The sequence below is a fragment of the Azospirillum picis genome, assembly GCF_017876115.1.
Classification (GTDB): Bacteria; Pseudomonadota; Alphaproteobacteria; order Azospirillales; family Azospirillaceae; genus Azospirillum; species Azospirillum picis.
The window spans coordinates 1-23,045 of sequence record NZ_JAGINO010000031.1 but is presented as its reverse complement, the minus strand read 5'-3'; the positions used below and the strand labels follow the sequence as shown (position 1 = coordinate 23,045).

Sequence of the window (23,045 nt, the reverse complement as noted above, 5' to 3'; positions counted from 1 at the left end):
CGGGCGGCCTCAGGCGAAGGCCGGCGACCGCGCGGTGCTTTCCACCCCGACCGCCGGCAGCCCGCCGTCCACCCACCGGCCCGCCGCCTCGCGCCCGGCGTCGAAGAGCCAGCTCAGGAACCCCCAATCGGTCATCAGCTTGGAATAGACGCCCAGGTCCTGGAGATGCTCGTCGGCCGTGATCAGGTGCAGGCGCGGCCCGTCCGCCCGTCCGGCCAGGCTGTGCAACTCCTGCAGCAGGGTGGCGTTGAAGGTGATCTGGTTCAGCCGGGCGGCGATGCCGGCCGGATCCTCCGGCGTGGTGGCGCAGGTCAGCGGGTTGATCGCCACCACCAGCAGGTCGGCGTCGGGACAGGAATCGGCCAGCGGCGACAGCGGCGGATTGGCGAGATAGCCGCCGTCCCAGTAATCCTGCCCGTCGATGCGGACGGCGCGGAACAGGTGCGGCAGGCAGGCGGAGGCCAGCAGATGGTCGACCCCGACCTCCCCCTCGTCGAACAGCCGGAGCGCGCCGGTGCGGACGTTGCTGGCGCTGACGAACAGCCGCAGCCCGGCGCGGCGGATCAACTCCGGCTCGACCATCTCGGTCAGCAGGCCGCGCAGCGGATGGAAGTCGGCCGGCTGGGTCTGGTAGGGGGTGATCCAGCGCCGCGTCCACTCCATCAGGTGGGTGCCGGGCGCATGGTCGACGTTCCAGCGGCCGAACAGCCGCCCCGACAGGCCCGGCTGGATCGGCCCCAGCCGTCCGGCGTCGCTGACCCGCTTCCAGAATCCCGCCAGCTCCGCCCGCGCGCCGTCGCGCCCGCCGCGTGCCCAGCCCTGCACCAGCATCGCCGCGTTCATCGCCCCGGCGCTGGCGCCGCTGACGCCGGCCAGCTCGACGTCCTCCTCCAGCAGCCGGTCGAGCACGCCCCAGGTGAAGGCGCCATGCGCCCCTCCCCCCTGGAGCGCCAGCGCCAGCCGGGGACGCGGCAGGGCATGGCGCGGTTCCGGCGGCGGCAGTCGCGGCATTCCGGCGGCAGGCGCCGCAGCCGATGCCACAGCCGGCGCAACAGCCGGTACCGGGCGCAACCGGTCCAATAGCCTGCGGATGATGGTCATTGTCGGCAGCCCCATACTTTCATGCTGCACTGCAACATGAGAGGGGCGGCGGACCGTGGCAAGGGGGCTATGCCGTCGGGGAGCGCCTGTCGGCAGGGCGCCCCAAGCCGGCGAGCCGCGATCCCCAGGCGGGAGGTTCGTCCATGGGGGGGCCGGCAGGGGGGGCCGGCAGGGGGGGGCCGGCAGGGCGGTCCGGCGCCCCCGCCCCGCCCGTCCGGAACCGCCTCCTACGCCCGGCCGATCGCCGGCATGTCGGGGACGATGCGCACCGGCACGCCCTTGGCGGCCGGGGTCTTCGACGCCTCGTCATGGTACCACAGCGGGATCAGCGGGTTCATTTCCGGGTAATAGGAGCCGATGCAGCCGCGCGGCAGCCGGAAGGGCGTGACCGTCAGGCCGCCCACCCGCCGATCCACGCCGTCGCCGGCGTCGCTGGCAAGCCCGACCACCTGCCCTTCCCGCAAGCCGGCCGCCACGATGTCGTCGGGGTGCATCAGCAGTACGTCGCGGGTGCCCTCGATGCCGCGCAGCCGGTCGGAATAGCCGTAGATCGTCGTGTTGAACTGGTCGTTCGAGCGCATGGTGATCAGCCGCCAGCGCCCCGGCGCGTCGTCGAACCCGACGGCCCGCAGCTTGCCCGGCGGCGTGAAGTGGGCCTTGCCGGACTCGGTCTTCCAGATGCGCTCGCGCGCCGGATTCCCGCGATAGAAGCCGCCGGGCGTGAACACCCGCTCGTTGAAGCGGTGGAACTGGTCGGGATAGGTCTCCTCGATCGAGGCACGGATGCGGCGGTAGTCGGCCACCCACCCGTCCCAGGTCACCTTCGGGTTCGGCGGCAGGGTCGCCTTGGCCATGCCGGCGACGATGGCGACTTCCGATTTCAGGTCGGGGCTGGCCGGGGTGTTGTTGCCGAGCGAGCCGTGGATGCAGCTCAGGCTGTCCTCCATCGTCACCGCCTGGGCGCCGCTCGCCTGCAGGTCCTCTTCCGACCGCCCCAGGCAGGGCAGCAGGAAGGCGACCTCGCCGTTGATCAGGTGGCTGCGGTTCAGCTTGGTCGCCACCTGCACCGTCAGGCGCATGCCAGTCCAGGCCTTTTCCATCCGGTCGCGCTCCGGAATGGCGCGGACGAAGTTTCCACCCAGGCCGATGAACGCCCTGACCTCGCCGGACAGGATCTTTTCGCAGGCCTTGACGGTGTTCAATCCTTCGGTGCGCGGCGGTTCGAAGCCGAACTGCCCGGCCAGCCGATCGAGCGGCACCAGCTCCGGCTTCTCGGAGATGCCGACGGTCCGCTGCCCCTGGACGTTCGAATGGCCGCGCACCGGCGAGATGCCGGTGCCGTCGCGGCCGATGTTGCCCTTCAGCAGCCAGAGGTTCACCAGCGCGGCGAGGTTCTCCGAGCCGTGGACCTGCTGCGTCAGCCCCATGCCGTACATGGCGATGGAGCGGTCGGCCTCGATGTAGATGTCGGCGGCCTGCTTCAGCTCCCCTCGGGTCAACCCGGACTCGCGCTCGATGTCCTCCCAGGCGACGGCATCGACCCGCGCCTTCATCTCCTCGAACCCGACGGTGTGGCGGGCGATGAAGTCGGGATCGATGACCGGCGTCCCCGCCTCGGCCTGCCGCTGCTCCTCCGCCGCCAGCACATGCTTGATCAGGCCGGTGATCGCCGCGATGTCGCCGCCGGCCTTGAGCTGGAAATAGAGGGTGGAGATCTGCGTCTCCTTGCCGGTCAGCATCTCCAGCGGGCTCTGTGGATTGCGGAAGCTCTCCAGCCCCTTTTCCCGCACCGGATTGAAGGTGACGATCTTCACGCCACGCTTGACGGCGTCCTGCAGCGGGTGGAGCAGCCGCGGACTGTTCGAGCCGGTGTTCTGGCCGAAGAAGAAGATGGCGTTGCAGCTCTCGAAATCGTCAAGCACGCAGGTGCCGACCGGCGAGCCGATCAGCTTCTTCAACGCGACCGAGGTGGTCTCGTGGCACATGTTGGAGCTGTCGGGCAGGTTGTTGTGCCCATAGAGCCGCGCGAACAGCGCATAGAGGTAGGAGGTTTCCAGGCTGGCGCGGCCGGAGGAATAGAACACCGTCTGGTCCGGCGCGATTCCGCGCAGCTCGGAGCCGATGGCGGTGAAGGCCTCGTCCCAGCCGCAGGGAACGTAGCGGTCCGTGGCCCGGTCATAGCGCATGGGATGCGTCAGCCGTCCCTGCTGCTCCAGGTCGTAGTCCTTCCAGCCTTTCAGCTCGCTGACCGTATGTTCGGCGAAGAAGTCCGGCGTGCAGCGCCGGCTGGTCAGCTCCCAGATGGTTGCCTTCGCACCGTTTTCGCAGAATTCGAAGGTGTGGGGCTTGGCGGGCTTTCCCCAGGCGCAGGACACGCACATGAAGCCGCCCGGCTTGTTCTGCCGGCGCAGAGTGTTCAGCACCGCGGGGGACGGACGCTCCTCCCCCATGATGCGGGCCATGGACCCGACGGATCCCCAGCCGCCGGACGGCTGGTCGGAATGCACGGTGTTGTCGTCGTCCGACAGTCCATCGACGCTCATCGGGGCTGGCCTTCATAAAGCTGGGCTTCGAAGGCGGTCGCCGCCACCACATGGCCGTCGACCGCATACGGAAGTCCAACCCCGCAGATGGCGGCATGTTCCGTTCCGCCGGCAACGGTGCCCGGTACCGGGGAAACCGGCCGGTCACGTCAGGCACACCGGCCGGACGGCATCGCCGCCCGGCCGGAAGCCGTAATGGAACGCCGCCGCAGGTTCAGGCGGCGGATGCCTGTCCCAGGCGGGCCGCCACGGCCTCCCAGTTGACGAGCTGATCCACGAAGGCCTTGAGATAGTCGGGACGACGGTTGCGGTAGTCGACGTAGTAGGCATGCTCCCAGACGTCGCAGCCGAGCAGCGCGTGCCGGCCATGGGCCAGCGGGTTCTCGCCGTTCGGGGTCCGCATCAGGGCGAGACGCCCGTCCGCCTCCTCGGTCAGCCAGACCCAGCCGGATCCGAACTGGGCGACGCCCTCCTTGACGAAGCCCTCCTTGAAGGCGTCGACCGAGCCGAAGCTGTCGACGAGACGGCGCTCCAGTTCCCCGGGCACGGCACCGCCGCCCTTCGGCTTCATCCAGGTCCAGAACTGGATGTGGTTCCAGTGCTGGCCGGCGTTGTTGAAGATGGCCTGGGCCGACGGATCGCCGAAGGAGCGCCTGACGAGATCCTCCAGCGACAGGCCGGCGAAGGGCGATGACGGCACCAGCTCGTTGAGCTTGGCCACATACGCGGCATGGTGCTTGCCGTGGTGCAGCGTCATGGTTTCCTGCGACATCGCCGGCCCCAGGGCGTCGGGCGCGTAGGGCAGATCAGGGAGAACGAACGCATCAGCCATCGGTTTTCTCCTTCCCGAAAGCCGTTCGGCCATTGCAAGGGCACGCTGGAACGGCTAAATTTCCAAGAACAAACTTGTTTTATCAACCCGTCAGGCAATATGTCAACCTTGAGCTTGGAAAATGGTTCCTGGTCACCGCGTCCGGTGGCCGACCGGCTGCTGACGCTTCTGAAGACGCGCGGCCCGCAGACCACGACCGACCTTGGCCGTGCGCTTGGGACCACGCCGGAGAACGCGCGCCAGCAACTGGGCAAGCTCGCGACGGAGGGCCTCGCCGAGGCCAGCAGCCAGCCACGCGGCGTCGGGCGGCCCGCCCAGATCTGGCAGCTCACGGCGGCCGGGCACGCCCGCTTTCCGGATACCCATGCCGAACTGACGGTGCAGATGCTGCACGCGGTCCGCGAAAGGCTGGGGCAGCAGGCGCTCGATGTGCTGATCGAGTCGCGGGAAGCCGCGACCGAGGCGGCCTACGCGGCCGAGATGGCGGGGACGACCGGCCTGCGTGACCGCGTCGCCGCTCTGGCGTCCATCCGCGACCGCGAGGGCTATATGGCGGAATGGCGGGAGGAGGCCGACGGCGCGCTGCTCCTCATCGAAAACCACTGTCCGATCTGTGCGGCCGCCGCGGCCTGCCAGGACTTCTGCCGTGCAGAGCTGGCGGTCTTCCAGCGGCTGGTCGGGCCGGATACCCGCATCCGGCGCATGGAGCACATCGTGGCCGGGGGGCGACGCTGCGCCTACCGGATCGAACCCGCCGATGCCGTTCCGGGTTGACGGCGCGCCACCGCGTCCGCGCTGTTTCGACACCGGGAAAGCGAAGGCTGGCCGACGATGCCCCCTCCCTCCCCCGGCTTGCAACGCGGGCTCGCAACGGTGCGGGCGGCCCGGCTCCGATTGAACCGGCACCTCCCGCGCAGTACCGTCCGCTCGGAAAGTGAGGGGCAGGAGCCATCATGGAAGATCACGCTCGGGCTTCCTATTCGGACGCCGACCTTGCCAGGGCGCAATCCTATAAGGCACGAGACTATCCCAAGCAGGTCGACCCCGCGGTCGAAAGGCTGGTCGGGGACATGATGTCGGGCTTTGCGGACAAGTGGACGGTCGTCATCCTCGACACGCTGTGGGAGGACGGGACGCTGCGGTTTTCCGAGATCGCCCGCCGGATCGACGGCATCAGCCAGAAGATGCTCACGCAGACGCTCCGACGCATGGAGCGCGACGGCCTGGTTATGAGGCGGGTCTACGCCAGCGTGCCGCCGAAGGTCGAATATACCCTCTCTCCGCTCGGCCTCACGCTGGGCGCGGCATTCTGCAATGTCTGGATTTGGGCGGTGGAGAACCATGACGCGGTGACCGCCGCCAGGAGGACGTTCGATCGGGAGCAGCCGTAGCTCCCGTCGACCGCAAGCGGCCCAGGCGCCCCGCCCAGGCGTTCCGCCCTGAGGGATGCCCCGCCCAGGTACCCCGCCGAAGTGCCCCGCCGGCAGCGCGGGGGCGATGCCGGCCGGTCCATGGCCTCAGGCCGGGTTGATCATCGCGAAGACCTTGTCGAAATTTCCGGTCTGCTCGGCCGTCCGCTGCGGCATGACGCGCTGAACCAGGACCTCGTTCGGCGTCTCAGGCGCACACAGCAGCTCCACCGCTTCGGACACGAACGCACCCAGAGGCATGGCGCGCGGGTTCTCCGACTGCCCGGGCGTCAGATCGGTCGCCACGAGCGGCGGCGCGATCTCGACGACCGAAATGTCCGTTCCGCGCAGTTCATGACGCAATCCCTGGGTCCATGAATGGATTGCGGCCTTCGTGGCGCTGTAGGTCATGGCCTCGGCCCGCGGCACGAAGGCAAGGCCGGAGGACACGGTGACGACGGCCGCCTCGCGCTTTGCCCGCAGATGGGGCAGCAGCGCCGCCGTCAGGCGGATCGGTGCGAGCAGATTGGTGGCAACCGTCCGCTCCACGAGGTCGAGGTCGTAGGGTTCCTCCAGGACCTTTTCCAGCTCCATGATGCCGGCATTGTGGATGACGGCGTTCAGATCGGGATGGCGCTCCGTCACCATCGCCGCAAAGCGTTTCAGGCTTCCGGCATCCGTCACATCCAGCGCGTATCCGTGCATGCCTGCGTTGGCGTCCAGCGTCGCCTTCAGCGTGCCGGGGTTCCGGCCGGTGATGATGACCTGCGCACCACGCGACGCGAGCGCCTCGGCCAGCCCCCGGCCGATTCCGGAATTGCCGCCGGTTACGAGGATGGTCGCCTTCGAAAAGTCCATGATCGTCTTCCTTCCCAGCCAGTCCGGCCGCAGGGTTATTCCCATCACTCTCCGGTGGGAAGTAGGCACCTTCCGGTAAGTAACGGACTGTGGCGACACCATGGCCTCCTGGGTCACGTGGTCGTCAGCCGCGCGTGACGCGCACGGCGTCGCCCGTTCCGGAAATGGATCGCCACGTCCAAGGGCGCCGCCTTCGGCGTTCGGCTCCCCATCCTCATCCGGACGACCCGGCTCCCGCCTGTCCCGGGACGCCGCGGGCCGGTGAGCGGCCCCGGTCAATCATGCCGTCCGCTCCTGGTCGAGCCCCAACTCCTCGATCATCGCGTTGCGCATCACGAATTTCTGGATCTTGCCGGTCACCGTCATCGGGAACTCCTCGACGAAGCGGATGTATTTCGGGATCTTGTAATGGGCGATCGCTCCGCGGCAGAAGGCGACGACGTCCTCCTCGGCCAGCGCCGCCCCCGATCTTGGCCGGATCCAGGCGCAGAGCTGCTCGCCGAACTGCCGGTCCGGCACACCGAACACCTGCACGTCGGCGATGTCCGGGTGGGTGTAGAGGAACTCCTCCACCTCGCGCGGGTAGATGTTCTCGCCGCCGCGGATCACCATGTCCTTCAACCGGCCGACGATGTTGCAATAGCCGTCGGCGTCGATGGTGGCGAGGTCGCCGGTGTGCATCCATCCGGCCGCGTCGATCGCCGCCGCCGTCTGCTCCGCATCGCCCCAGTAGCCGCGCATCACCGAATAGCCGCGGGTCAGCAGTTCCCCCGGCGTGCCCGGCGGCACGATCCGCCCCTCGGCATCGACGATCTTCACCTCCAGATGCGGCTGGATGCGACCGACCGTGGAGACCCGCCGCTCCAGCGGATCGTCGGTGGAGCTCTGGAAACTGACGGGGCTGGTCTCGGTCATCCCGTAGGCGATGGTGATCTCGCGCTGGTTCATCTCCGACACCACGCGCTTCATCACCTCGATCGGACAGGGCGATCCGGCCATGATGCCGGTGCGCAGGCTCGACAGGTCGTAACGGCCGAAATCGGGATGGTCGAGCAGTGCGATGAACATCGTCGGCACGCCGTGCAGGCCGGTGCAGCGCTCCTCCTGCACCGCCGACAGCACGGCGACCGGATCGAACCCCTCACCCGGGATCACCATGCAGGCGCGGTGGGTGACGCAGGCGAGATTGCCCAGCACCATGCCGAAGCAATGGTAGAAGGGCACCGGGATGCACAGCCGGTCCGCCTCGGTCAGGCGCATCGCCTCGCCGATGAAGAAGCCGTTGTTGAGGATGTTGTGGTGGGTCAGCGTGGCGCCCTTCGGGCTGCCGGTGGTGCCGCTGGTGAACTGGATGTTCACGGGATCGTCGAACTGCAGGATTCCGGCCAGCCGTCCCAGCTCCGCGACGTCGGCCGGTCTGGCGAGCGCCGGCAGTTCGTCGAAGTTCAGCATGCCGGGAGTCCGCTCGGCCCCCAGGCGGATCAGGTGGCGCAGCGTCGGCAGCCGCTCCAGCTTCAGCGCCTTGCCCGGCGCACGGTCCCCGGCCCCGTCGAGTTCCGGCGCCAGGGCGCGCACCATGCCGATGTAGTCGCTCGACTTGAAGGCGGGCGACAGGATCAGCGCGGCGCAGCCCACCTTGTTGACGGCGTATTCCAGTTCGTGCAGCCGGTAGGCCGGGTTGATGTTGACCAGCACCAGTCCGGCCTTCGCGGTGGCGAACTGGGTGAGCACCCATTCGGAATTGTTCTGCGACCAGATGCCGACGCGCTCGCCCGGTTTCAGGCCCAGCGCCACCAGCCCGGCCGCCATCGCGTCCACCCGCCGCCGGAATTCCGAATAGGTCCAGCGGACATCCTGGTGCCGGACGACCAACGCCGGCCTGTCGGGCGACAGCGCCGCCATGCGGTCCAGATGCGCGCCCATCGTTTCACCCAGCAGCGGCGTCGCGCTGGCGCCATGCACATAGCTCTGCGTCAGCGGATTGCTGATCGTCGGCAAGATCGCTTCTCCCTTCATTCCTTCGACCTTCGGTCTTCCTGCGCGCGCCGCCGCATCCGGCCGCGCGTGCCCATTATCTGGTTACGCCCATGATAATCTGTAGCGTTAACAATGAGCAACGTGGCGGACGGGCAGGCTCGGGCGCGGCAGGGAGCATTGGCGGCGCAAGGCGGCGTCACCGATCATCGAGCCCAGGCCGCTGGACAGGTCCCGGACGCGGCCGCCCCAGATCCACGGCATCGTTGAAGATTTCATCTCCCCGACGCTCCGGAGAGCCATATGCGATGCCCCGGCCCGGAACTCTTCCAGGGGTTGCGCGCCTGATTTGCCGGGATATGTTTACCGCTCGCGTCGAAGGGCTGGCCCCCATCCAGCGCAATTCCGGCCGCGAGATCGATACTGTGGCTGATTTCCAAGTCTCGGGGTGCTGACAGTGAACACGATGATGGCCGCAACCACGCCTCTTGCCTCCACCCGCAGCCCGCCTCGTTCGGGAGCCGGAGCTTCCACCCCCCGCGCAGGCGGTTTCCGCAAGAGCCGGACCGTCTCGGCCGTCCTTCTCGCCTTGCCCGCCCTGGGGTTCCTGTTCAGCTCCCCGGCATGGGCGATCGACTGCCGCAAGGCCTCTACCGCCATCGACCATATGATCTGCGGGGACAAGGCGTTGCAGAAGGCGGATGCCGCCCTGGGGTCCGCCTATTCCGCGATCCTGAAGGCTGCGCCCGACGCGGAGATCCGCGCCATGCTGGTCGCCAGCGAGAAGCGGTGGCTCGCCCGCCGCGACGACCGGCTCGGCCATTTGAGCGAAGCGGACGATGCGCCCGACGCGGACACGCAACGCAAGATCCTGTTGGACGCCATCCAGGCCCGCACGCGGGAGCTCACGCGCCGCGCCAAGGACAATGAGGGCGAGCCCAATCTGATCGCGGTCGCCCGCGACCAGCGCCGCTTCGCCGGCCGATTCACCGGCGGTCCGTTCGCCGGTTTCTCCACCTCCTGCGACTTCCTCCCCGGCCGCGACAGCTACAGCTACGGCTGCTTCGGCACCCAGAGCTATCAGAACCGGGACCGGGTCTGCGCGCTGACCCAGGATTGGGCGAGCGGCAGCGTCTCCGAGACGCGCACGGTCGGGCAGGTGGTCGGCGGCAAGCTCACGATCGTCGCGAGCTGTTCGATCGGGTCCGGCGACGCCGGCGACGCCTGCCCCGACCCGGACGCCCCCGCCAGCCAGCAGGGCCATTGGCAGAAGCCCGCTCCCGACGCGGCCACGCCCGAGGCTCCGCCGGCCGAGCCGCAGCCCCAGATCGATGCCGAGCTTCAGCGTGACCCCGACGATGCCTGGATCAGCGACTGCCTGACCAAGCCGACCTATCCGCCGGCCGATCAGGTCGCCGGCGGCAACGCGGGCGATCGGAAGACCACGCCGGCGCAATGACGCGAAACCACAGGCGGGCGCCCGCGGGACGCTCCCTGGGATGGAGGAGGATGCCCTCGTGACCGCAGCCATGCCGCCCGGCACTCGAACGGGCGACCGCCCCCCTCGCCACCGCGCGCCTCGCCACCGCTGCCGCCGGGTCCTGCTTCCGGCCCTGGCGCTCGGGCTCGGCACCCTCGCACTGGCGGGCACCGCCCAGGCGGCCGGCGGTTGCGCCGGCAAGCCGACGCGGGTCGAGCAGATGATCTGCACCGACCCCGACGTGTCGGCGCTCGATGGCGAGTTGAAGGCGCTCTTCGACCGGATCGAGGACGAGACTAACGGTATCGACGGCGAGACCGGCCAGGTCTCCGATCCCTTCGGCGCGGATCATGCGCGCTGGCGGGAGCAGGTTCGCGACGCCTGCCGGGACACGGCCTGTCTGAAGCGGGTCTATACCGCGCGCATCGCCGAGGTGCGCCGGACCTGGAGTCAGGCGCTGTCGGACGCGCCGCCCTCGCAACAGCCGGCCTCCTCCCGGCACCCCGGCTCCCGGCATTATGTGAATGTCCGCTTCGGATTCTCCGTGGACGTTCCCGGCGATCTCGTGGCGGAGCCGCCCCCGGACAACGGCGACGGGCAAGCCTACCATTCGGCCGATGGCAGCCTGCATCTGACGGTTTCGGGGCTGATCGATGCCGCCGAAGAGGGGCTCAAGTCCTTCGTGGCCTCCGATCAGAAAGCCTGCCTGCGCCAGCCGCCCGAATACCTCGTGCGCAAACCCGATTGGATCGTGTTTTCCTGCACGACCGCGACAGGCCTCCTGTATCAGAAGACCCTCCTTCAGGGTGGGCGCGGCGGGGCGTTCATCAGTTTGCGCATCCGCTATCCGGCGAGCGAACAGGCGCGCTGGAACGCGGCCGTCGCCATGGCCTCGAAGTCGTTGCGTCTCACGGGCGCATCCGACCCGAAGTGATCGATCCGGAGCTGTTCATGAAGTCCCTCCTTCCCTGGTTCGCCGGCCTCTTCGTCGTGGCCTCCGGCCTCGTGGGCGCCCATGCCGCCGAGTCGAGCCCGGCCGGGGTGCCGCCGCTCCCCTGCAACGGCAAATCCTCCTGCCGGATGGACGGATTCTCGGTGCAGGTCGGAGATTGTGCCGACAGTTCCTCTTTCGGCGCGGTCTCCGCCCCAAAAGGCTCCGACGGCGTCGACCTCAACGACCGCATCGACGGCAAGGGCCATGCGGTCGCCCGTCTGAAGGACAGCCAGTTCGTCTGCATCGCCGCGATCGCGCGACGGGGGGACGTCCAGCGCCACTATGTCATCGCCGTTCCGACCGCGAGCGTACCGGCCTGCAAGGGCAAGGAATTGTGCCGAAACGCCGACCATCCGGTCACGTGGTACAAGGCCAGGACGGGTAAGTCCTGCCATCGCGTCGGCGAAGGCGGCTATGCCGGCGACTGTGCCGCCGGCTGGGTCGACGAAGGCGACCTCGATCAATACGCCAATGGTTTCTGATCGTCTTTGGCCTTCGCCATCCGCCTCCGTATCAAGGAGACATCACGTTGAGACTCGTGCGACCTTCCTCGCTCGCGGCGATCGCCTTGGCACTCTGCCCTGCCTCGATCGGATCGGCGGCAGCCGAGCCGGTGCCCCACGTCGTCTCCAAGATCAAGCACCTGCGCTTCGTGGCGCTCGGCGAACTGCCTGCGGCCCCCGCCCGTGCCAATCAGGGCGACGGCTGTTTCGGCGCCCCCCCGCAGCCGCCATCCGAGGCGGCTCGTGCGGTTGCCGTCCGGGGCTGGCACGTGATCGGCGACGTTCCGCTCGGCCGCTACCGGGCGGTCAGCTTCGCGTCCGACATAGAGAACGGGACCAGCGGCACCTGCGTCGTTCATGACGGCAATGTCGGCGTCTTCGACGGCGGCCGCCTCGTCGCCCTCGTCTACGGCAAGGCCGGGGATGATGCGCTCGGCACGATCAGCGCCGGCGAGAATGACAGCGTGCGTATCATGGACGGCGACATCGACGAGGCCGAGATCGGCATTCTGAGCGTGCAGGCGGACGGGATCCTGCTGCTGGCTCCTCTTCCCAAGGAAGAGTCCGTATGCGGCGGGCGCGGGACGGTGCCGAACATCAAGGGCATGCCGATCGACGAGGCGCGCGCCGCCCTCATCGCCAAGGGCTGGACCCCCGTCCGGCAAACACCAAGCACGGATCCGCGCGAACAGGCTCTTGTCCGGCAGGGCGTCATCGAGGTGAACGGTTGTTCCGGGACCGGCCTCGGCTATTGCAGCTTCGATTACAAGGGTCCCGCGGGCTCCCTGTCGGTCACGACCATCGGCGAAGCGGACATGCCCGAGGTGATACGGGAAAGCGTGCACTGCCAATGACGGCCTTCCCATGCGTATGGTTTCGACCCCCGACACGGAAAGCAAACAGATGAGGTTCCCTGTCACACTCGGCGGCACCGCCTTGGCGCTTGCCCTCGTTTCCGCCCTGCCCTCGGTGGCGGTGGCGGCACCGGCGCAGCCCTCCTTCGACTGCGCGAAGGCCGCCTCGCAGGTGGAGAAGACCATCTGCGCCGATGGCGCGCTCGCCAAGGCGGATGCCGACATCGCCCGGATCTATCAGGAGCGCCTGCAAGCGTTCGATCCGGCGACCGCCCGCTTGCTCGTGCGGGACCAGACCCGGTTCCTGGCATCGCGCGAGCGCGTCTTCGGTCCCGGCTTCGGCGATGCCAAGCCGGCGAAACTCCTGTTGGACGTGCTCAAGGACCGGGCGAAGTTCCTGCGCGGCCTGCGCCTGCCGGCCACCGACGGCCTTGTCGGGCATTGGGCCAACGTCACCGGGCTGCTCGCCATCAGGCCCGGCGCCAATGGCCAAATCGACATCGGCATGGATACCAACGAGCCGGTGACGGCCCGGTGGGTCTGCAGCCTCGCCGGCACCGGCCGGGTGGTCGATGGCGTCCTGGAGGTCCAGGTGGAGGATGGCTCCGCCCTGCGGCTGAAGCGCGAGGGTCAGGCCGTCGAGGTGAAGGCGGTGCCGCCAACGGGCAAGACCGACTGGATGCCCGACTATTGCGGCATGAACGGATCGGTCGCGGGGACCTACTTTCCCACCGCACCGTCCAAATAGAAATCCGGCCCGGCCGCCTCGCGGCGGCCGGCTTTCACAGGGAACCGTCCTCGCGATAAAGGCCCTGGATCTGTGTCAGCCGCGCCGCTGCATCGGCCTGCCAGAGGACGCGCGCCGAGACCCTGCAAACGGGTCCGTCCCGGCGTAGCACCCGCTCGCCCCATCCGGGCAGCTCGGAGACGGTCGGAACGAAACCCTCCCCTTGAAGCGCCTCGGCCATGTCGCTGAGCGGCGTTCCAATGGGAAAGCGCCGCCGGAAGCAGGCATCGAACTCGGTCGATGCCTGCTTCCAGCCGAGTCCACCGAGCCCTTCGGCCAGCGCACCGGCCTGCCGCCCGTGGATCTGCGCCCAGACGCGCTGCCTGGGGCCGCTCACTGCGAGGAATGCCGCCAACGCCCCGAAAGCGAGGGCCACGGAAGCGAAAACGGGCTTCAGGCGGTGCGGCGCCATCATTTCCGTCTCGCACGCAGCCGCCGGATCATTGGACCCCGGCACCGTTCCCAGCCGCATGGGCTCCAAGCATCCGCTCCAGCACTGCCGCACGCTCGGCCGTGCGGTCGACGCGGCAGGCATTGCTGTCGAGCATCGCGGCCGTGCCGCCATCCTCCGCCGGCGCACAGGAGGCGTCGCGCGAGGCGATCCATTCCAGCTCCTCGCTGCGCAGGGCCGACTTCCGTGCCAGGTCGAGCACCGCGCGGAGCGCCATAGACCTTGTTCAATCGCGCGTCCTGGTAGTCCAATTCCGTGCCGATGCAGTCGTCCGCCGCAGCGGTGAAGCCGTTGCTCGCGCCGACGCAAGCCTTATAGGACGGGCGGGTGGGAGCCATGGCCGGCGCCGGATCGGGTGCCGTCTCCGGCTCCGCCTGGGAGGCGGAGGACGCGGTCGAGGTTTCCGGGTCGGACAGGAACGGTGCACTCTAAGGCCCGGCCCGCCGCTTCCCGGGCGCTCCCCTGGTCGACGATCCAGGCAAGGCGTCCCTGCTGATCGACCGCGAAGGACGCCCAGAGGGCCGGCGCCTGCGGTGCCTCCTCGTCAAGCTGGCCGCCCGGATGGAAGCGTTAGGAGCCGCCGCTGTTGTAGGGCGAGTTCGGCGCCGTGGGCGGAAGGCCCATCGGGTTGCCCCAGCAGGGGATGCCGGGCGCGCATTGCGCCCAGGCGGATGAGGGCCCCAGAAGCAGGACGAGTGCGATCAATCGCATAACCGTCGGACTCATCGGCTTTCCGGTCATCCTCTTGCAGGACCTTTGACGGTTTCGCTGGCGTGCGGAACGCTAGCAACATGCCCGGGACGAAGCAACGGAGGAGCGAACAGGTAGATCCCGAGCCTCGCTCTGGCTATTGTCCTGCTGGTACCATATACCATTGGTTTCACTGTCTTGCTTCGCAGGCTCATGCTGATAGGAAGTGATGAACGGCCATGGTAGCAGCGGCTCTTGTTTACTTGTCCTGTGTGATCACGACGATCAATGGCCCGAAAGGGATCGATCTTTCCCTGGACGAGGCCAATCAGCAAGTGACGATGGTGTTCGCGCCAACTCGGGATTTCCCCCAGCGGACCTACCGCTTGCCGGCGAGCTTTTCCGCCAGGACTGTCGACTTCGTCTTGGATATGTACGGCAACAAAACCTATTACGAAGTGAGCCGAATCGATCTGTCCTTCACCGAGGATCACAATGCGGGCATCCCGCCCAACCCGGGCAAGTGCAGCTTGCAGAAGGCAGAGCAACGGGCTTTCTGAACCGCTTGATCGGGCGCATTGCCTGATCGCACCTGCAAAGCGTGCCGTCGCCGATCCGGGATCCCGGCGGGACCGGCCTGTCGAATTCGAGGATCCATTCCGATGCGCATCATGATGGCTGCGGTCACGCTTCTCGCGATCCTGCCGCTCCAGGCCATGGCGGCCAGCGACGCTTCGAGCGATATCACCGTGCGGACCGAGCGCTTCCCGAGGCCGCCCTATTCCGGTGCGAATTACTACATCTACGAGCGGGACACGCAGGTCATCTGCACCAAGCTCGAAGTCTGCAACAAATACGGCCAGTGCTCGTCTGAATATGTCGCCGGCCCGTACAAGGACCAGATCGACGTCAAGACCGGCGCCCCCTACGGCACGACGCCCCCGGTGGCGATCCGGCGAACCTCGCTGGCCAAGCATGTCTGCCTGACGCGGTTTCATCTTAACAAGCCGTAACGACCCCGCACCGGATTCAGTGAGGCAGCGGGATCTCTGTCGTCTTGGCCGGGGGCGCTGTTCGCAGGCCGGCACGCCGACGACCACGGCGGACGGCGACTGCTCCGACGGGCAGCCGGGCACATCGAAATCGAACAAGTTCGGGCACCGCCTCTTCCGCCAAGTCTCGCAGGACCGGCGTGCCCGACCACCGACACGTGATTTGGCGGAGTTCCTTAGCGGCGGCGGCCATCCATGATAGGAATAAATGGCCACCCTTGCCGTTGGAGCTTGAGCATGTGCGACCACCTTCTCCTCGCCGCCCCATCGGGAAGGCGATGCTGCGTCACGCTCACTTGCCCGCTTCCCTGTCACCCCGGCGGCTACCCGGCCGGCGATCTGAGCGATGGAACAGATGCGGATTCCCTGTTCCAAATGTTCCATGCGGAGGGCCATCGGACCGGAAAGGGACCGACGCACGCCGCGGCCGGTTCTCGGGATGGACCATGCCGGCGGCTGGCAAGCGACTCCCCGATGCACTAAACAAGCCCGCACCACGCATGCCCCCGAACCCGACCGTGGAGCCGCCCGCCTTGCCGCCAGATCTGCCTGCCGTCATTCCCATCGACGATCCCGACGACCCGCGCATCGAGCCCTATCGCGATGTCCGGGAGCGCGATCTGGTCGGGCGCGACGGGCTGTTCATCGCCGAGGGGGCGGTGGTGGTGCGCGGCCTCGTGCAGTCCACCCGCCACCGCACCCTGTCGCTGCTGCTGGCCGACAAACGGGTGGCGGCGATGGCGCCGCTGCTGGCGCAGGTGCCCACCGGCACCCCGGTCTACAGCGCCGCCCAGGCCGTGCTCGACCGCATCGCCGGCTTTCCCCTGCACCGCGGCATCCTGGCGCTCGGCGCCAGGGGGGTGCAGCCGGCCGCCGGTGACCTGCTGGCCGCCTGCGGGCCGGTGGCGCGGGTGGTGATGCTGTTCGGCATCGGCAACCACGACAATATGGGCGGCATCTTCCGCAACGCCGCCGCCTTCGGCGCCGATGCGGTGATCCTCGATCCCGGCTGCTGCGACCCGCTCTACCGCAAGGCCATCCGCGTGTCGGTGGGCGCCGCCCTGCTGGTGCCGACCGCCCGGCTGGCGGCCGACGAGGATGCGCTCGCCCTGCTCGACCGCCACGGCTTCGAGGCGGTTGCGCTCAGCCCCGGCGGGGCTGAGACGCTGGCCGCGCTGGCGCCGCCGCGCCGCGCCGCCCTGCTGTTCGGGTCGGAGGGGCCGGGCCTGCCGGCCGCCCTGCTCGCCCGTGCCCGCAGCGTGCGCATCCCGATGGCCGGCAGCTTCGACTCCCTCAATGTCGCGACCACAAGCGGCATCGTGCTCCACCACATCGCCAGCGGACAGGCCGCATGACCGATCACACCCCCGCCGACCCGCATCTGGTCCATGACCTCGCCGTCGCGCATCCCGAAGTGACGACCCTGGCCGCCGCCGGCGTGCTGCGCCCGGCCGACGCCGAGGCGCGCGGCCTGGTGCCGCTCGGTCTGCCGCTGCCCAAGGGCAAGCGCGACCTGCTGGTCCCGGCGGACCGGCGCGAGGCCATCCTGCTGGAGATCGCCGGCCGCATCGACCGCGCCCACCGGCGCGACGCCCTGCTGGCCCAGGGACGGCGGGCGCTGGCCGGCAGCCACAGCGCGCTGCTCTCCTGCGAGGACCGCACCCGCGTGCGCGCCATCCGCGGCGACGAACTGCCCTGGCCGGGGCTGCCGCAGCCGCTGCGCATCCAGGTGTCGCGGACCTACGACGCGCTGGAACTCTCGGACCTCGGCGATGCGGAGCTGGTGGCCCGCCTCGACCACGACCCGGCCCTGCGCGCGGCGCTGGACGAGGCGCTGTCGCGCCTGGCCACCCGGCTGCGCGATTTCGCCGGCCGGGCCGGCGACACGCCGGACTGGGGCTTCGCCAGCCTCGCCGGTCGCCTCGGCAAGGCCGCCCGCAACCGCAGCGACGCCGACGAACTGCTCGACCGTTGGGAGCGCGAGTACGACCAGTGGCGCCGCGAGCGGGCGGAGGCGCTGGGCCGCGCCTATGTCGACCGCCAGTTCGACTTCTCCCGCTTCGAACGGCTGTTCCCGCTGGCCCGCGGCATGAACCGCCGGCTGGTGCTGGTGGTCGGCCCGACCAATTCCGGCAAGACCCACCGCGCCATCACCGCGCTGAAGCAGGCCCGCGACGGCGTCTATCTCGCCCCGCTCCGCCTGCTGGCGCTGGAGGTGATGGAACGGCTGAACGCCGAGGGGACGCCGGCCACCCTGATCACCGGCGAGGAGGAGATCCGCACCCCCGGCGCCCGCCACACCGCCTCCACCATCGAGGTGATGGATCCGGAGCGGCCGGTGGAGGTCGCGGTGATCGACGAGATCCAGATGCTCGCCGACCCGGCGCGCGGCTGGGCCTGGACCGCCGCCCTGATGGGCGTCCCGGCGGAGACCGTCTACATCCTCGGCGCTCCCGAGGTGCGGCCGCTGGTGGAGCGTGCCGCCGCCCATCTCGGCGAGCCGCTGGAGGTGGTGGAGCTGGAGCGCAAGACCCCGCTGTCGATGCTCGACTGCCGGCTCGACTGGCCGGAGGTGGAGCGCGGCGACGCCCTGATCGCCTTCTCCCGCCGCGAGATCCACAGCGTGCGCGACACGTTGCTGGCCCAGGGCCTGTCGGTCGCAGCCATCTATGGCGCGCTGGCCCCGGCGGTGCGGCGGCGCGAGGCGGCGCGCTTCCTGTCCGGCGAGGCCGACGTGGTGGTGGCGACCGACGCCATCGGCATGGGGCTGAACCTGCCCTGCCGCCGCGTGCTGTTCACCGCGCTGGAGAAGTTCGACGGCAGCGCCGTCCGCCCGCTGACCGCCACCGAGGTGAAGCAGATCGCCGGCCGCGCCGGGCGCTTCGGCCAGTTCGAGGAGGGCTATTTCGGCGTGATCGCCCGCGGCACGCCCGCCACCCTGAAGCGGCTGCTGGAGGCACCCGACCGCCGGCTGCGCGCCGACGCGCCCCTGCCGGTCCGCCCGACCCGCGCCATGCTGGCCCGGCTCGCCGCCCATGTCGGCAGCGACGAAACCCGGCTGCTGGTCGACTGCTTCGCCGACGCCGCCACCGCCGGCTCGCCCTTCCGGCTCGCCGACCTCTCGGCGCTGCGCCGCGCCGCGCCCCTGCTCGACGCCCGTCGCCTGCCGCTGGCGGCCAAGCTGGAGCTGCTGCTCGCTCCCGCCGACCTGGAGGAGGCGGAGGACGCCAAGGTCTTCGCCGCCATCCTCGACGCCGTCGAATCCCAGGAGCCGCTGCCGCTCGGCCGGCTGATGCCGGACCGCCTCGACGGGCTGGCGGCCGACCTGCTGGAAGGACTGTCGCGGGCCTGCGACCTCTATTTCTGGGCGTCGCGCAAGTTCCCCGACGTCCTGCCGGACCGCGACCGCGTGCGTGGCCAGCGCGACGCCATCGGCCAGCGCCTGTCGGCCACCCTGGCCTCGCGTGCCCGCCGCCGCGAACCGCCGCCCGCTGCCGGTTTCCGCGGCGCTCCGCGCAAACGCTTCGGCCCACGGCGCAGATAAGTGGGACTCTTATCCGCTACGGGCCGAACGAACCGCCTGTTCCGCTGTTGTCGGAAAGCAGCCGAAGCGGCCTCTCAATAGGAATCTCCTATCGCTTCCTTAGATAACATCAATTGGACACTATCGATCGCCCTTGCCATCCTTCAAGCACCGGCCAAGCACAAGGCCCTCATCGGACCGCTCAGGAGCACCCGGCGTGACGACCGTCTCGACTATCGCTGACACCGACCGCCGCCCCGCAGCGGCACCGGCGCGCCGCTTCTGGACCATGCTCGGCCCCGGTTTCGTGGTGGCGGTCGGCTACATGGATCCCGGCAACTGGGCGACCGACATCGCCGCCGGCTCAAGCTTCGGTTTCGCCCTGCTGTCGGCGGTCCTGATCGCCAGCCTCGCCGGCATCTTCCTCCAGGCGCTGATCGTCCGGCTGACGCTGGCGACCGGCAAGGATCTGGCGCGCCTGATCCGCGACCGCTTCCCGCGGCCGGTGGCGATGCTGGTCTGGGCCGTCTCGGAACTGGCGATGATCGCCACCGACCTGGCCGAACTGCTGGGCAGCGCCATCGCGCTGAAGCTGCTGTTCGGCATGCCGATCGTCGCCGGCGTCCTGGTCTCCGCCGTGCTGACCTTCGGCATCCTGGCCTTGCCGGGTGCCCGCGGCCGGGCGCCGGAACTGGTGGTCGGCGCACTGATGAGCGTGGTGGTGGTCTGCTTCGGCTGGGAACTGGTGGTCGCCGGCCCCGATCCGGCGGCCTTGCTGGCCGGGCTGGTGCCGAGCATCGAGATCGCCCGCGACCCGGAGATGCTCTACCTGTCGCTGGGCATCATCGGCGCCACCGTCATGCCGCACAACCTGTTCCTGCACTCCGGGCTGGTGCGGTCGCGGCTGGCCGGCGTCCACGGCGACGAGGAGCGCCGGCAGGCCGCCCGCTGGCTGACCATCGACCTGTCGACCGCGCTGGCGCTGGCCGGGCTGGTCAACGGCTCGATCCTGGCCGTCGCCGCCGTCGCCTTCCAGGGCACCTCGGCCGGGGCCGCTCCCGGCATCGAGGACGCGCACGCCCTGCTGGGCGGCCGCATCGGCGGGGCCGCCGCCCTGGTGTTCGCCATCGCGCTGCTGGCGGCCGGGCAGAGCTCCACCACCACCGGCACGATGGCCGGGCAGATCGTGACCGAAGGCTTCCTGAACCTGCGGATGCGCCCGCTGACCCGCGCCCTGATCACCCGCGGCGCCTCACTGGTGCCAGCGCTGGTGATCCTGGGCGGCTCCGGCGATGCCGGCGTGGACGAGCTGCTGGTGCTGAGCCAGGTGGTGCTGGCCCTGACCCTGCCCTTCATCCTGATCCCGATGCTGCTGCTGTTGAAGAACCGCAAGCTGATGGGCGGCTTGGCAATGGCGCCGCTGACCCTGCGGCTGGCCAGCCTGATGGTCCTGACGCTGACCGGCCTGTCGGGCTGGCTGGCCGGGACCAGCGCGATGGTCTGAGAAGTTAGGAAAATCTTCTCGACCGACGGCGGTGAATGGTCCATGTTGCGGCCATTTCCCGTTTCCCCAACCCCGGCCGGAGCAGCATGGACACCGCCCAGGAACAGCGTCTCGAACAGCGGATGGCCGATCTGGAAATCCGCCTCGCCCATCACGAACGCATGGCGGAGGAGATGTCCGAGGTCATCTACGCGCAGGGCAAGACCATCGACCGGCTGACCGCCCAGGTGCAGCGGATGCGCGACCGCCTGGAGGCGGCGGAATACGCCATCCGCTCCCCCCAGGACGACAGGCCGCCGCCTCACTATTGAGGCCGGCTGCGGCTCACGCATAGCCGTCGTACACCAGCTCCGTCATCATGCCGGTCGCCATGTGCAGCAGGTTGTGGCAGTGCAACGGCCAGCGGCCGGGGTTGTCGGCATCGAAGGCGACGGTGACGCTGCCCATCACCGGCACCAGCACCGTATCCCGCACCGCTCCCGCCACCGGCCGGCCGTCGATCGCCACCACCTGGAAATGATGGCCGTGCAGGTGCATGGGATGGGCCATCATGCTGGCGTTCTCGAAGGTCAGCTCCACCCGCTGGCCAGCTTGCGCCGAGACGGGCCGGTGCTGCCCGAACGTCCGGTCGTCCAGGCTCCAGACATAGGGCGCCATGCCCCCCGTCAGGCGAACCCGCCGGACCACGTCCGCTTGGCGCGGCACCAGGGGTGCCAGCGCCACCAGCCGCCTCTCCAGCGACAGATCGAGCGCACCGGTCGCCTCGTCACCCTGCTGGGCCAGCTTGGCGACGGCGGTGCCCGGCGTGGCCAGGATGATGCCGGTGCGCTGCGGCCCGCCCTCCCGCAGGGCCAGGATCGGGAAGGCTCCCCCCTCGGCAGGCAGGGTCAGGCGGATGTCGAGCCGCTGCCCCATGCTGATCCCGAATCGGCTGCCCATCACCGGCTGCACCGGATTGCCGTCGGCCGCCACCACCTGCCCGGTCAGCCGGCCGAGGTCGAGGTGGAAGGCGGTGGTGGTGGCGCCGTTGATGACGCGCAGCCGCACCCGCCCGCCGCGCTCCACCCGCAGGACCTGCGGATCGGCAAGCGTGCGGTCGTTGGCCAGGAAGGCGTCGTATTCGACGTCGTTCAGGTCCATCGCCATGCCGCCGCCGTTGCCGGCGGCCATGGCGGGAGCGCCCATGTCGTGGGACTGGCCGTGCCCCATCATGGCATGGTCCATCGTGCCCGCCGCCGTTCCGTGGCCGCCATGCCCGCTCCCGGCCTGACCGTTGGGGCCGACGAGGGAGGCCAGCAGTTCGGCCGGATCGCGGAAGCTGAAGTCGTGCAGCAGCACCACCACGTCCTGCTCGTCGGCCCGGCGGTCCTCCTCGCTGCGAACCACCAGCGGGGCGGCCATCAGCGACTGCTCCTGGAGCCCCAGGTGGGAATGCATCCAATGGGTGCCCGGACGAGGGACGAAATCGTAGCTGGCCGAAGCCCCGTTGCGGACCGCCGGACGGTTCTTGTCGGCGACACCGTCCTGGACATAGGGCGGCGTCTGGCCATGCCAGTGGATGACGGTGTCCTCACCCGACCGGTTGGCGAGTTCGACCATGAAGCGCTGGCCCGGATCCAGCACCAACCCGGCCGTGCCGTCGGGGCGGCGGATGCCGAAGACGCTGGCGGCCTTGCCGTTCACCTCGATCGTGCGGCGCCGGACGGTCAGGCGGACGGGATCGCCGCCACTGTGGCCGGCGACGGCGGTATGGGGCTTGGCAGGCGTCAGGGCCGCCGCACAGCCGCCGGCCAGCGCCGCCGACAGCAGGCGACGGCGGGAAATCGGAAGAGTCATCGCGGACTCCGGAAATGAAGGGAACAGGATTGGCTTGGCGCTGGGTCAAGCCCGCCGCGGAGGTGGCAGGGCCGGCCGCGACTCCAGTCCCTTCTGCAGGCGGAGGTCGGCATGGCAGAGCGGCGCTTTGGCAAAGCGCGGAATCGGCAGCGGCTCCAGCCCGATCAGGCCGACATGCATGGTGCCGCAGGCCATCCAGCCGCAGCAGGGCGAATCGGCGTGGCGATGCTCATCCCCCGCGCAGTGTGCAGCCTGCATTGGCCCGGCGGCGGGCATGGCGGCGGGCATGGCGGTCCAGGAGGTCGTGGATGGGGGCATGTCACCGTGCGGGCAGTCGGCGGATGCCCCGCCGCTCCACAGGAGCACGGCCGCCAACAGGGCGGCGGCCAGCAGGGCGGGCGCCGTCCGCCCGTCCGCCGCCGCCATCCTGCGCAGCCATTTCCACACGCCCATCGGATTCCGTAAGACTTTTGTTGGCTCGGATGACGTTTCAGATAGGCGCTCGGTAGAGAGCGGTCAATCGCTTCGAACAGTAAGGAGTGCCCTTAGCCATTAGGTCCTAGCACTACTTTGGCAGTTCTACTCCCGCCTGCGCGGGACGAGCCAGCACCGACAACATGGACATCGGATCGGCGCGGTCTGATGAATGTGCGC

Annotated in this window: 22 protein-coding genes; 13 read left to right on the top strand and 9 right to left on the bottom strand. The window is 69.2% G+C overall.

Annotation, left to right across the window (positions count from 1 at the left end; genetic code table 11):
* Window positions 1-9: 9 nt before the first annotated feature.
* From J2850_RS28385 to J2850_RS28375, 3 genes are all read right to left on the bottom strand, one after another.
* Window positions 10-1,011 (bottom strand): patatin-like phospholipase family protein, encoded by a 1,002-nt coding sequence (locus J2850_RS28385; protein ID WP_246513695.1) that lies wholly within the window; start codon window positions 1,009-1,011, stop codon window positions 10-12.
* Window positions 1,012-1,328: 317 nt separating this feature from the next.
* The gene (locus J2850_RS28380) at window positions 1,329-3,644 is read right to left on the bottom strand and encodes an FdhF/YdeP family oxidoreductase (protein WP_209989877.1); all 2,316 of its coding nucleotides are present in this window, start codon (window positions 3,642-3,644) and stop codon (window positions 1,329-1,331) included.
* 214 nt (window positions 3,645-3,858) lie between these two features.
* The gene (locus J2850_RS28375; RefSeq protein WP_209989874.1) at window positions 3,859-4,476 is read right to left on the bottom strand and encodes a superoxide dismutase; all 618 of its coding nucleotides are present in this window, start codon (window positions 4,474-4,476) and stop codon (window positions 3,859-3,861) included.
* Between the two features lie 108 nt (window positions 4,477-4,584).
* Between J2850_RS28375 and J2850_RS28370 the strand changes: the two genes are divergently transcribed.
* Window positions 4,585-5,250 (top strand): helix-turn-helix transcriptional regulator, encoded by a 666-nt coding sequence (locus J2850_RS28370; RefSeq protein WP_246513693.1) that lies wholly within the window; start codon window positions 4,585-4,587, stop codon window positions 5,248-5,250.
* Between the two features lie 179 nt (window positions 5,251-5,429).
* On the top strand, window positions 5,430-5,867 hold the full coding sequence (locus tag J2850_RS28365) for a winged helix-turn-helix transcriptional regulator (protein ID WP_246513691.1): 438 nt from the start codon (window positions 5,430-5,432) through the stop codon (window positions 5,865-5,867).
* A 126-nt stretch (window positions 5,868-5,993) separates the two neighbouring features.
* Here J2850_RS28365 and J2850_RS28360 read toward each other — a convergent pair whose 3' ends face one another.
* Window positions 5,994-6,743 carry an SDR family oxidoreductase gene (locus J2850_RS28360; protein WP_209989871.1) on the bottom strand — a complete coding sequence of 250 codons (750 nt, stop codon included), beginning with the start codon at window positions 6,741-6,743 and terminating at the stop codon, window positions 5,994-5,996.
* 279 nt (window positions 6,744-7,022) lie between these two features.
* Window positions 7,023-8,741, bottom strand: coding sequence for an AMP-binding protein (locus tag J2850_RS28355; protein ID WP_281415094.1), 1,719 nt, complete (start codon window positions 8,739-8,741; stop codon window positions 7,023-7,025).
* A gap of 442 nt (window positions 8,742-9,183) precedes the next feature.
* Between J2850_RS28355 and J2850_RS28350 the strand changes: the two genes are divergently transcribed.
* From J2850_RS28350 to J2850_RS28330, 5 genes are all read left to right on the top strand, one after another.
* Complete coding sequence (locus J2850_RS28350) at window positions 9,184-10,176, top strand: lysozyme inhibitor LprI family protein (protein ID WP_209989868.1); 993 nt, start codon at window positions 9,184-9,186, stop codon at window positions 10,174-10,176.
* 58 nt (window positions 10,177-10,234) lie between these two features.
* On the top strand, window positions 10,235-11,131 hold the full coding sequence (locus J2850_RS28345) for a lysozyme inhibitor LprI family protein (RefSeq protein WP_209989865.1): 897 nt from the start codon (window positions 10,235-10,237) through the stop codon (window positions 11,129-11,131).
* Between the two features lie 17 nt (window positions 11,132-11,148).
* Window positions 11,149-11,673 (top strand): hypothetical protein, encoded by a 525-nt coding sequence (locus J2850_RS28340; protein ID WP_209989862.1) that lies wholly within the window; start codon window positions 11,149-11,151, stop codon window positions 11,671-11,673.
* A 131-nt stretch (window positions 11,674-11,804) separates the two neighbouring features.
* The gene (locus J2850_RS32270) at window positions 11,805-12,548 is read left to right on the top strand and encodes a PASTA domain-containing protein (RefSeq protein ID WP_209989861.1); all 744 of its coding nucleotides are present in this window, start codon (window positions 11,805-11,807) and stop codon (window positions 12,546-12,548) included.
* A 49-nt stretch (window positions 12,549-12,597) separates the two neighbouring features.
* On the top strand, window positions 12,598-13,296 hold the full coding sequence (locus tag J2850_RS28330; RefSeq protein WP_209989858.1) for a lysozyme inhibitor LprI family protein: 699 nt from the start codon (window positions 12,598-12,600) through the stop codon (window positions 13,294-13,296).
* 34 nt (window positions 13,297-13,330) lie between these two features.
* On the opposite strand, the gene J2850_RS28325 is transcribed toward J2850_RS28330, so the two are convergent.
* Both J2850_RS28325 and J2850_RS28320 read right to left on the bottom strand, forming a co-directional pair.
* A complete protein-coding gene (locus J2850_RS28325) occupies window positions 13,331-13,807 on the bottom strand; it encodes a hypothetical protein (protein ID WP_209989855.1) in 477 nt (158 codons plus the stop codon).
* Window positions 13,776-14,003 (bottom strand): lysozyme inhibitor LprI family protein, encoded by a 228-nt coding sequence (locus J2850_RS28320; RefSeq protein WP_209989853.1) that lies wholly within the window; start codon window positions 14,001-14,003, stop codon window positions 13,776-13,778. The genes J2850_RS28325 and J2850_RS28320 overlap by 32 nt, the downstream gene beginning before the upstream one ends.
* Window positions 14,004-14,715: 712 nt before the next feature.
* On the opposite strand from J2850_RS28320, the gene J2850_RS28315 reads away from it, so the two are divergent.
* From J2850_RS28315 to J2850_RS28290, 6 genes are all read left to right on the top strand, one after another.
* Entirely contained in the window at window positions 14,716-15,036 is a 321-nt protein-coding gene (locus tag J2850_RS28315) for a hypothetical protein (protein ID WP_209989851.1), read from the top strand.
* Window positions 15,037-15,138: 102 nt separating this feature from the next.
* Window positions 15,139-15,489 (top strand): hypothetical protein, encoded by a 351-nt coding sequence (locus J2850_RS28310; RefSeq protein ID WP_209989850.1) that lies wholly within the window; start codon window positions 15,139-15,141, stop codon window positions 15,487-15,489.
* 572 nt (window positions 15,490-16,061) lie between these two features.
* On the top strand, window positions 16,062-16,883 hold the full coding sequence (locus tag J2850_RS28305; protein ID WP_246513689.1) for a TrmH family RNA methyltransferase: 822 nt from the start codon (window positions 16,062-16,064) through the stop codon (window positions 16,881-16,883).
* Window positions 16,880-19,072: a helicase-related protein gene (locus J2850_RS28300; protein ID WP_209989846.1), complete on the top strand. Its 2,193-nt coding sequence runs from the start codon at window positions 16,880-16,882 to the stop codon at window positions 19,070-19,072. Before J2850_RS28305 ends, J2850_RS28300 begins: the two co-directional genes overlap by 4 nt.
* Before the next feature lie 196 nt (window positions 19,073-19,268).
* On the top strand, window positions 19,269-20,555 hold the full coding sequence (locus J2850_RS28295) for an Nramp family divalent metal transporter (protein WP_209989845.1): 1,287 nt from the start codon (window positions 19,269-19,271) through the stop codon (window positions 20,553-20,555).
* Window positions 20,556-20,641: 86 nt separating this feature from the next.
* Window positions 20,642-20,866, top strand: coding sequence for a SlyX family protein (locus tag J2850_RS28290; protein WP_209989843.1), 225 nt, complete (start codon window positions 20,642-20,644; stop codon window positions 20,864-20,866).
* Window positions 20,867-20,879: 13 nt separating this feature from the next.
* Here the strand turns inward: J2850_RS28290 and J2850_RS28285 are convergent, their stop codons facing one another.
* Both J2850_RS28285 and J2850_RS28280 read right to left on the bottom strand, forming a co-directional pair.
* Window positions 20,880-22,391 (bottom strand): multicopper oxidase family protein, encoded by a 1,512-nt coding sequence (locus tag J2850_RS28285; RefSeq protein ID WP_209989841.1) that lies wholly within the window; start codon window positions 22,389-22,391, stop codon window positions 20,880-20,882.
* 45 nt (window positions 22,392-22,436) lie between these two features.
* The gene (locus J2850_RS28280) at window positions 22,437-22,844 is read right to left on the bottom strand and encodes a hypothetical protein (protein ID WP_209989839.1); all 408 of its coding nucleotides are present in this window, start codon (window positions 22,842-22,844) and stop codon (window positions 22,437-22,439) included.
* Between the last annotated feature and the right edge of the window lie 201 nt (window positions 22,845-23,045).

Excerpts from the sequence above, each read along its gene's own strand:
- J2850_RS28385 (WP_246513695.1), bottom strand. The coding sequence starts at position 1,011 with ATGCCGCGACTGCCGCCGCCGGAACCGCGCCATGCCCTGCCGCGTCCC.
- J2850_RS28380 (WP_209989877.1), bottom strand. The coding sequence starts at position 3,644 with ATGAGCGTCGATGGACTGTCGGACGACGACAACACCGTGCATTCCGAC.
- J2850_RS28375 (WP_209989874.1), bottom strand. The coding sequence starts at position 4,476 with ATGGCTGATGCGTTCGTTCTCCCTGATCTGCCCTACGCGCCCGACGCC.
- J2850_RS28365 (WP_246513691.1), top strand. The coding sequence starts at position 5,430 with ATGGAAGATCACGCTCGGGCTTCCTATTCGGACGCCGACCTTGCCAGG.
- J2850_RS28360 (WP_209989871.1), bottom strand. The coding sequence starts at position 6,743 with ATGGACTTTTCGAAGGCGACCATCCTCGTAACCGGCGGCAATTCCGGA.
- J2850_RS28350 (WP_209989868.1), top strand. The coding sequence starts at position 9,184 with ATGATGGCCGCAACCACGCCTCTTGCCTCCACCCGCAGCCCGCCTCGT.
- J2850_RS28340 (WP_209989862.1), top strand. The coding sequence starts at position 11,149 with ATGAAGTCCCTCCTTCCCTGGTTCGCCGGCCTCTTCGTCGTGGCCTCC.
- J2850_RS28330 (WP_209989858.1), top strand. The coding sequence starts at position 12,598 with ATGAGGTTCCCTGTCACACTCGGCGGCACCGCCTTGGCGCTTGCCCTC.
- J2850_RS28325 (WP_209989855.1), bottom strand. The coding sequence starts at position 13,807 with ATGCGGCTGGGAACGGTGCCGGGGTCCAATGATCCGGCGGCTGCGTGC.
- J2850_RS28320 (WP_209989853.1), bottom strand. The coding sequence starts at position 14,003 with ATGGCGCTCCGCGCGGTGCTCGACCTGGCACGGAAGTCGGCCCTGCGC.
- J2850_RS28315 (WP_209989851.1), top strand. The coding sequence starts at position 14,716 with ATGGTAGCAGCGGCTCTTGTTTACTTGTCCTGTGTGATCACGACGATC.
- J2850_RS28310 (WP_209989850.1), top strand. The coding sequence starts at position 15,139 with ATGCGCATCATGATGGCTGCGGTCACGCTTCTCGCGATCCTGCCGCTC.
- J2850_RS28300 (WP_209989846.1), top strand. The coding sequence starts at position 16,880 with ATGACCGATCACACCCCCGCCGACCCGCATCTGGTCCATGACCTCGCC.
- J2850_RS28290 (WP_209989843.1), top strand. The coding sequence starts at position 20,642 with ATGGACACCGCCCAGGAACAGCGTCTCGAACAGCGGATGGCCGATCTG.
- J2850_RS28285 (WP_209989841.1), bottom strand. The coding sequence starts at position 22,391 with ATGACTCTTCCGATTTCCCGCCGTCGCCTGCTGTCGGCGGCGCTGGCC.
- J2850_RS28280 (WP_209989839.1), bottom strand. The coding sequence starts at position 22,844 with ATGGGCGTGTGGAAATGGCTGCGCAGGATGGCGGCGGCGGACGGGCGG.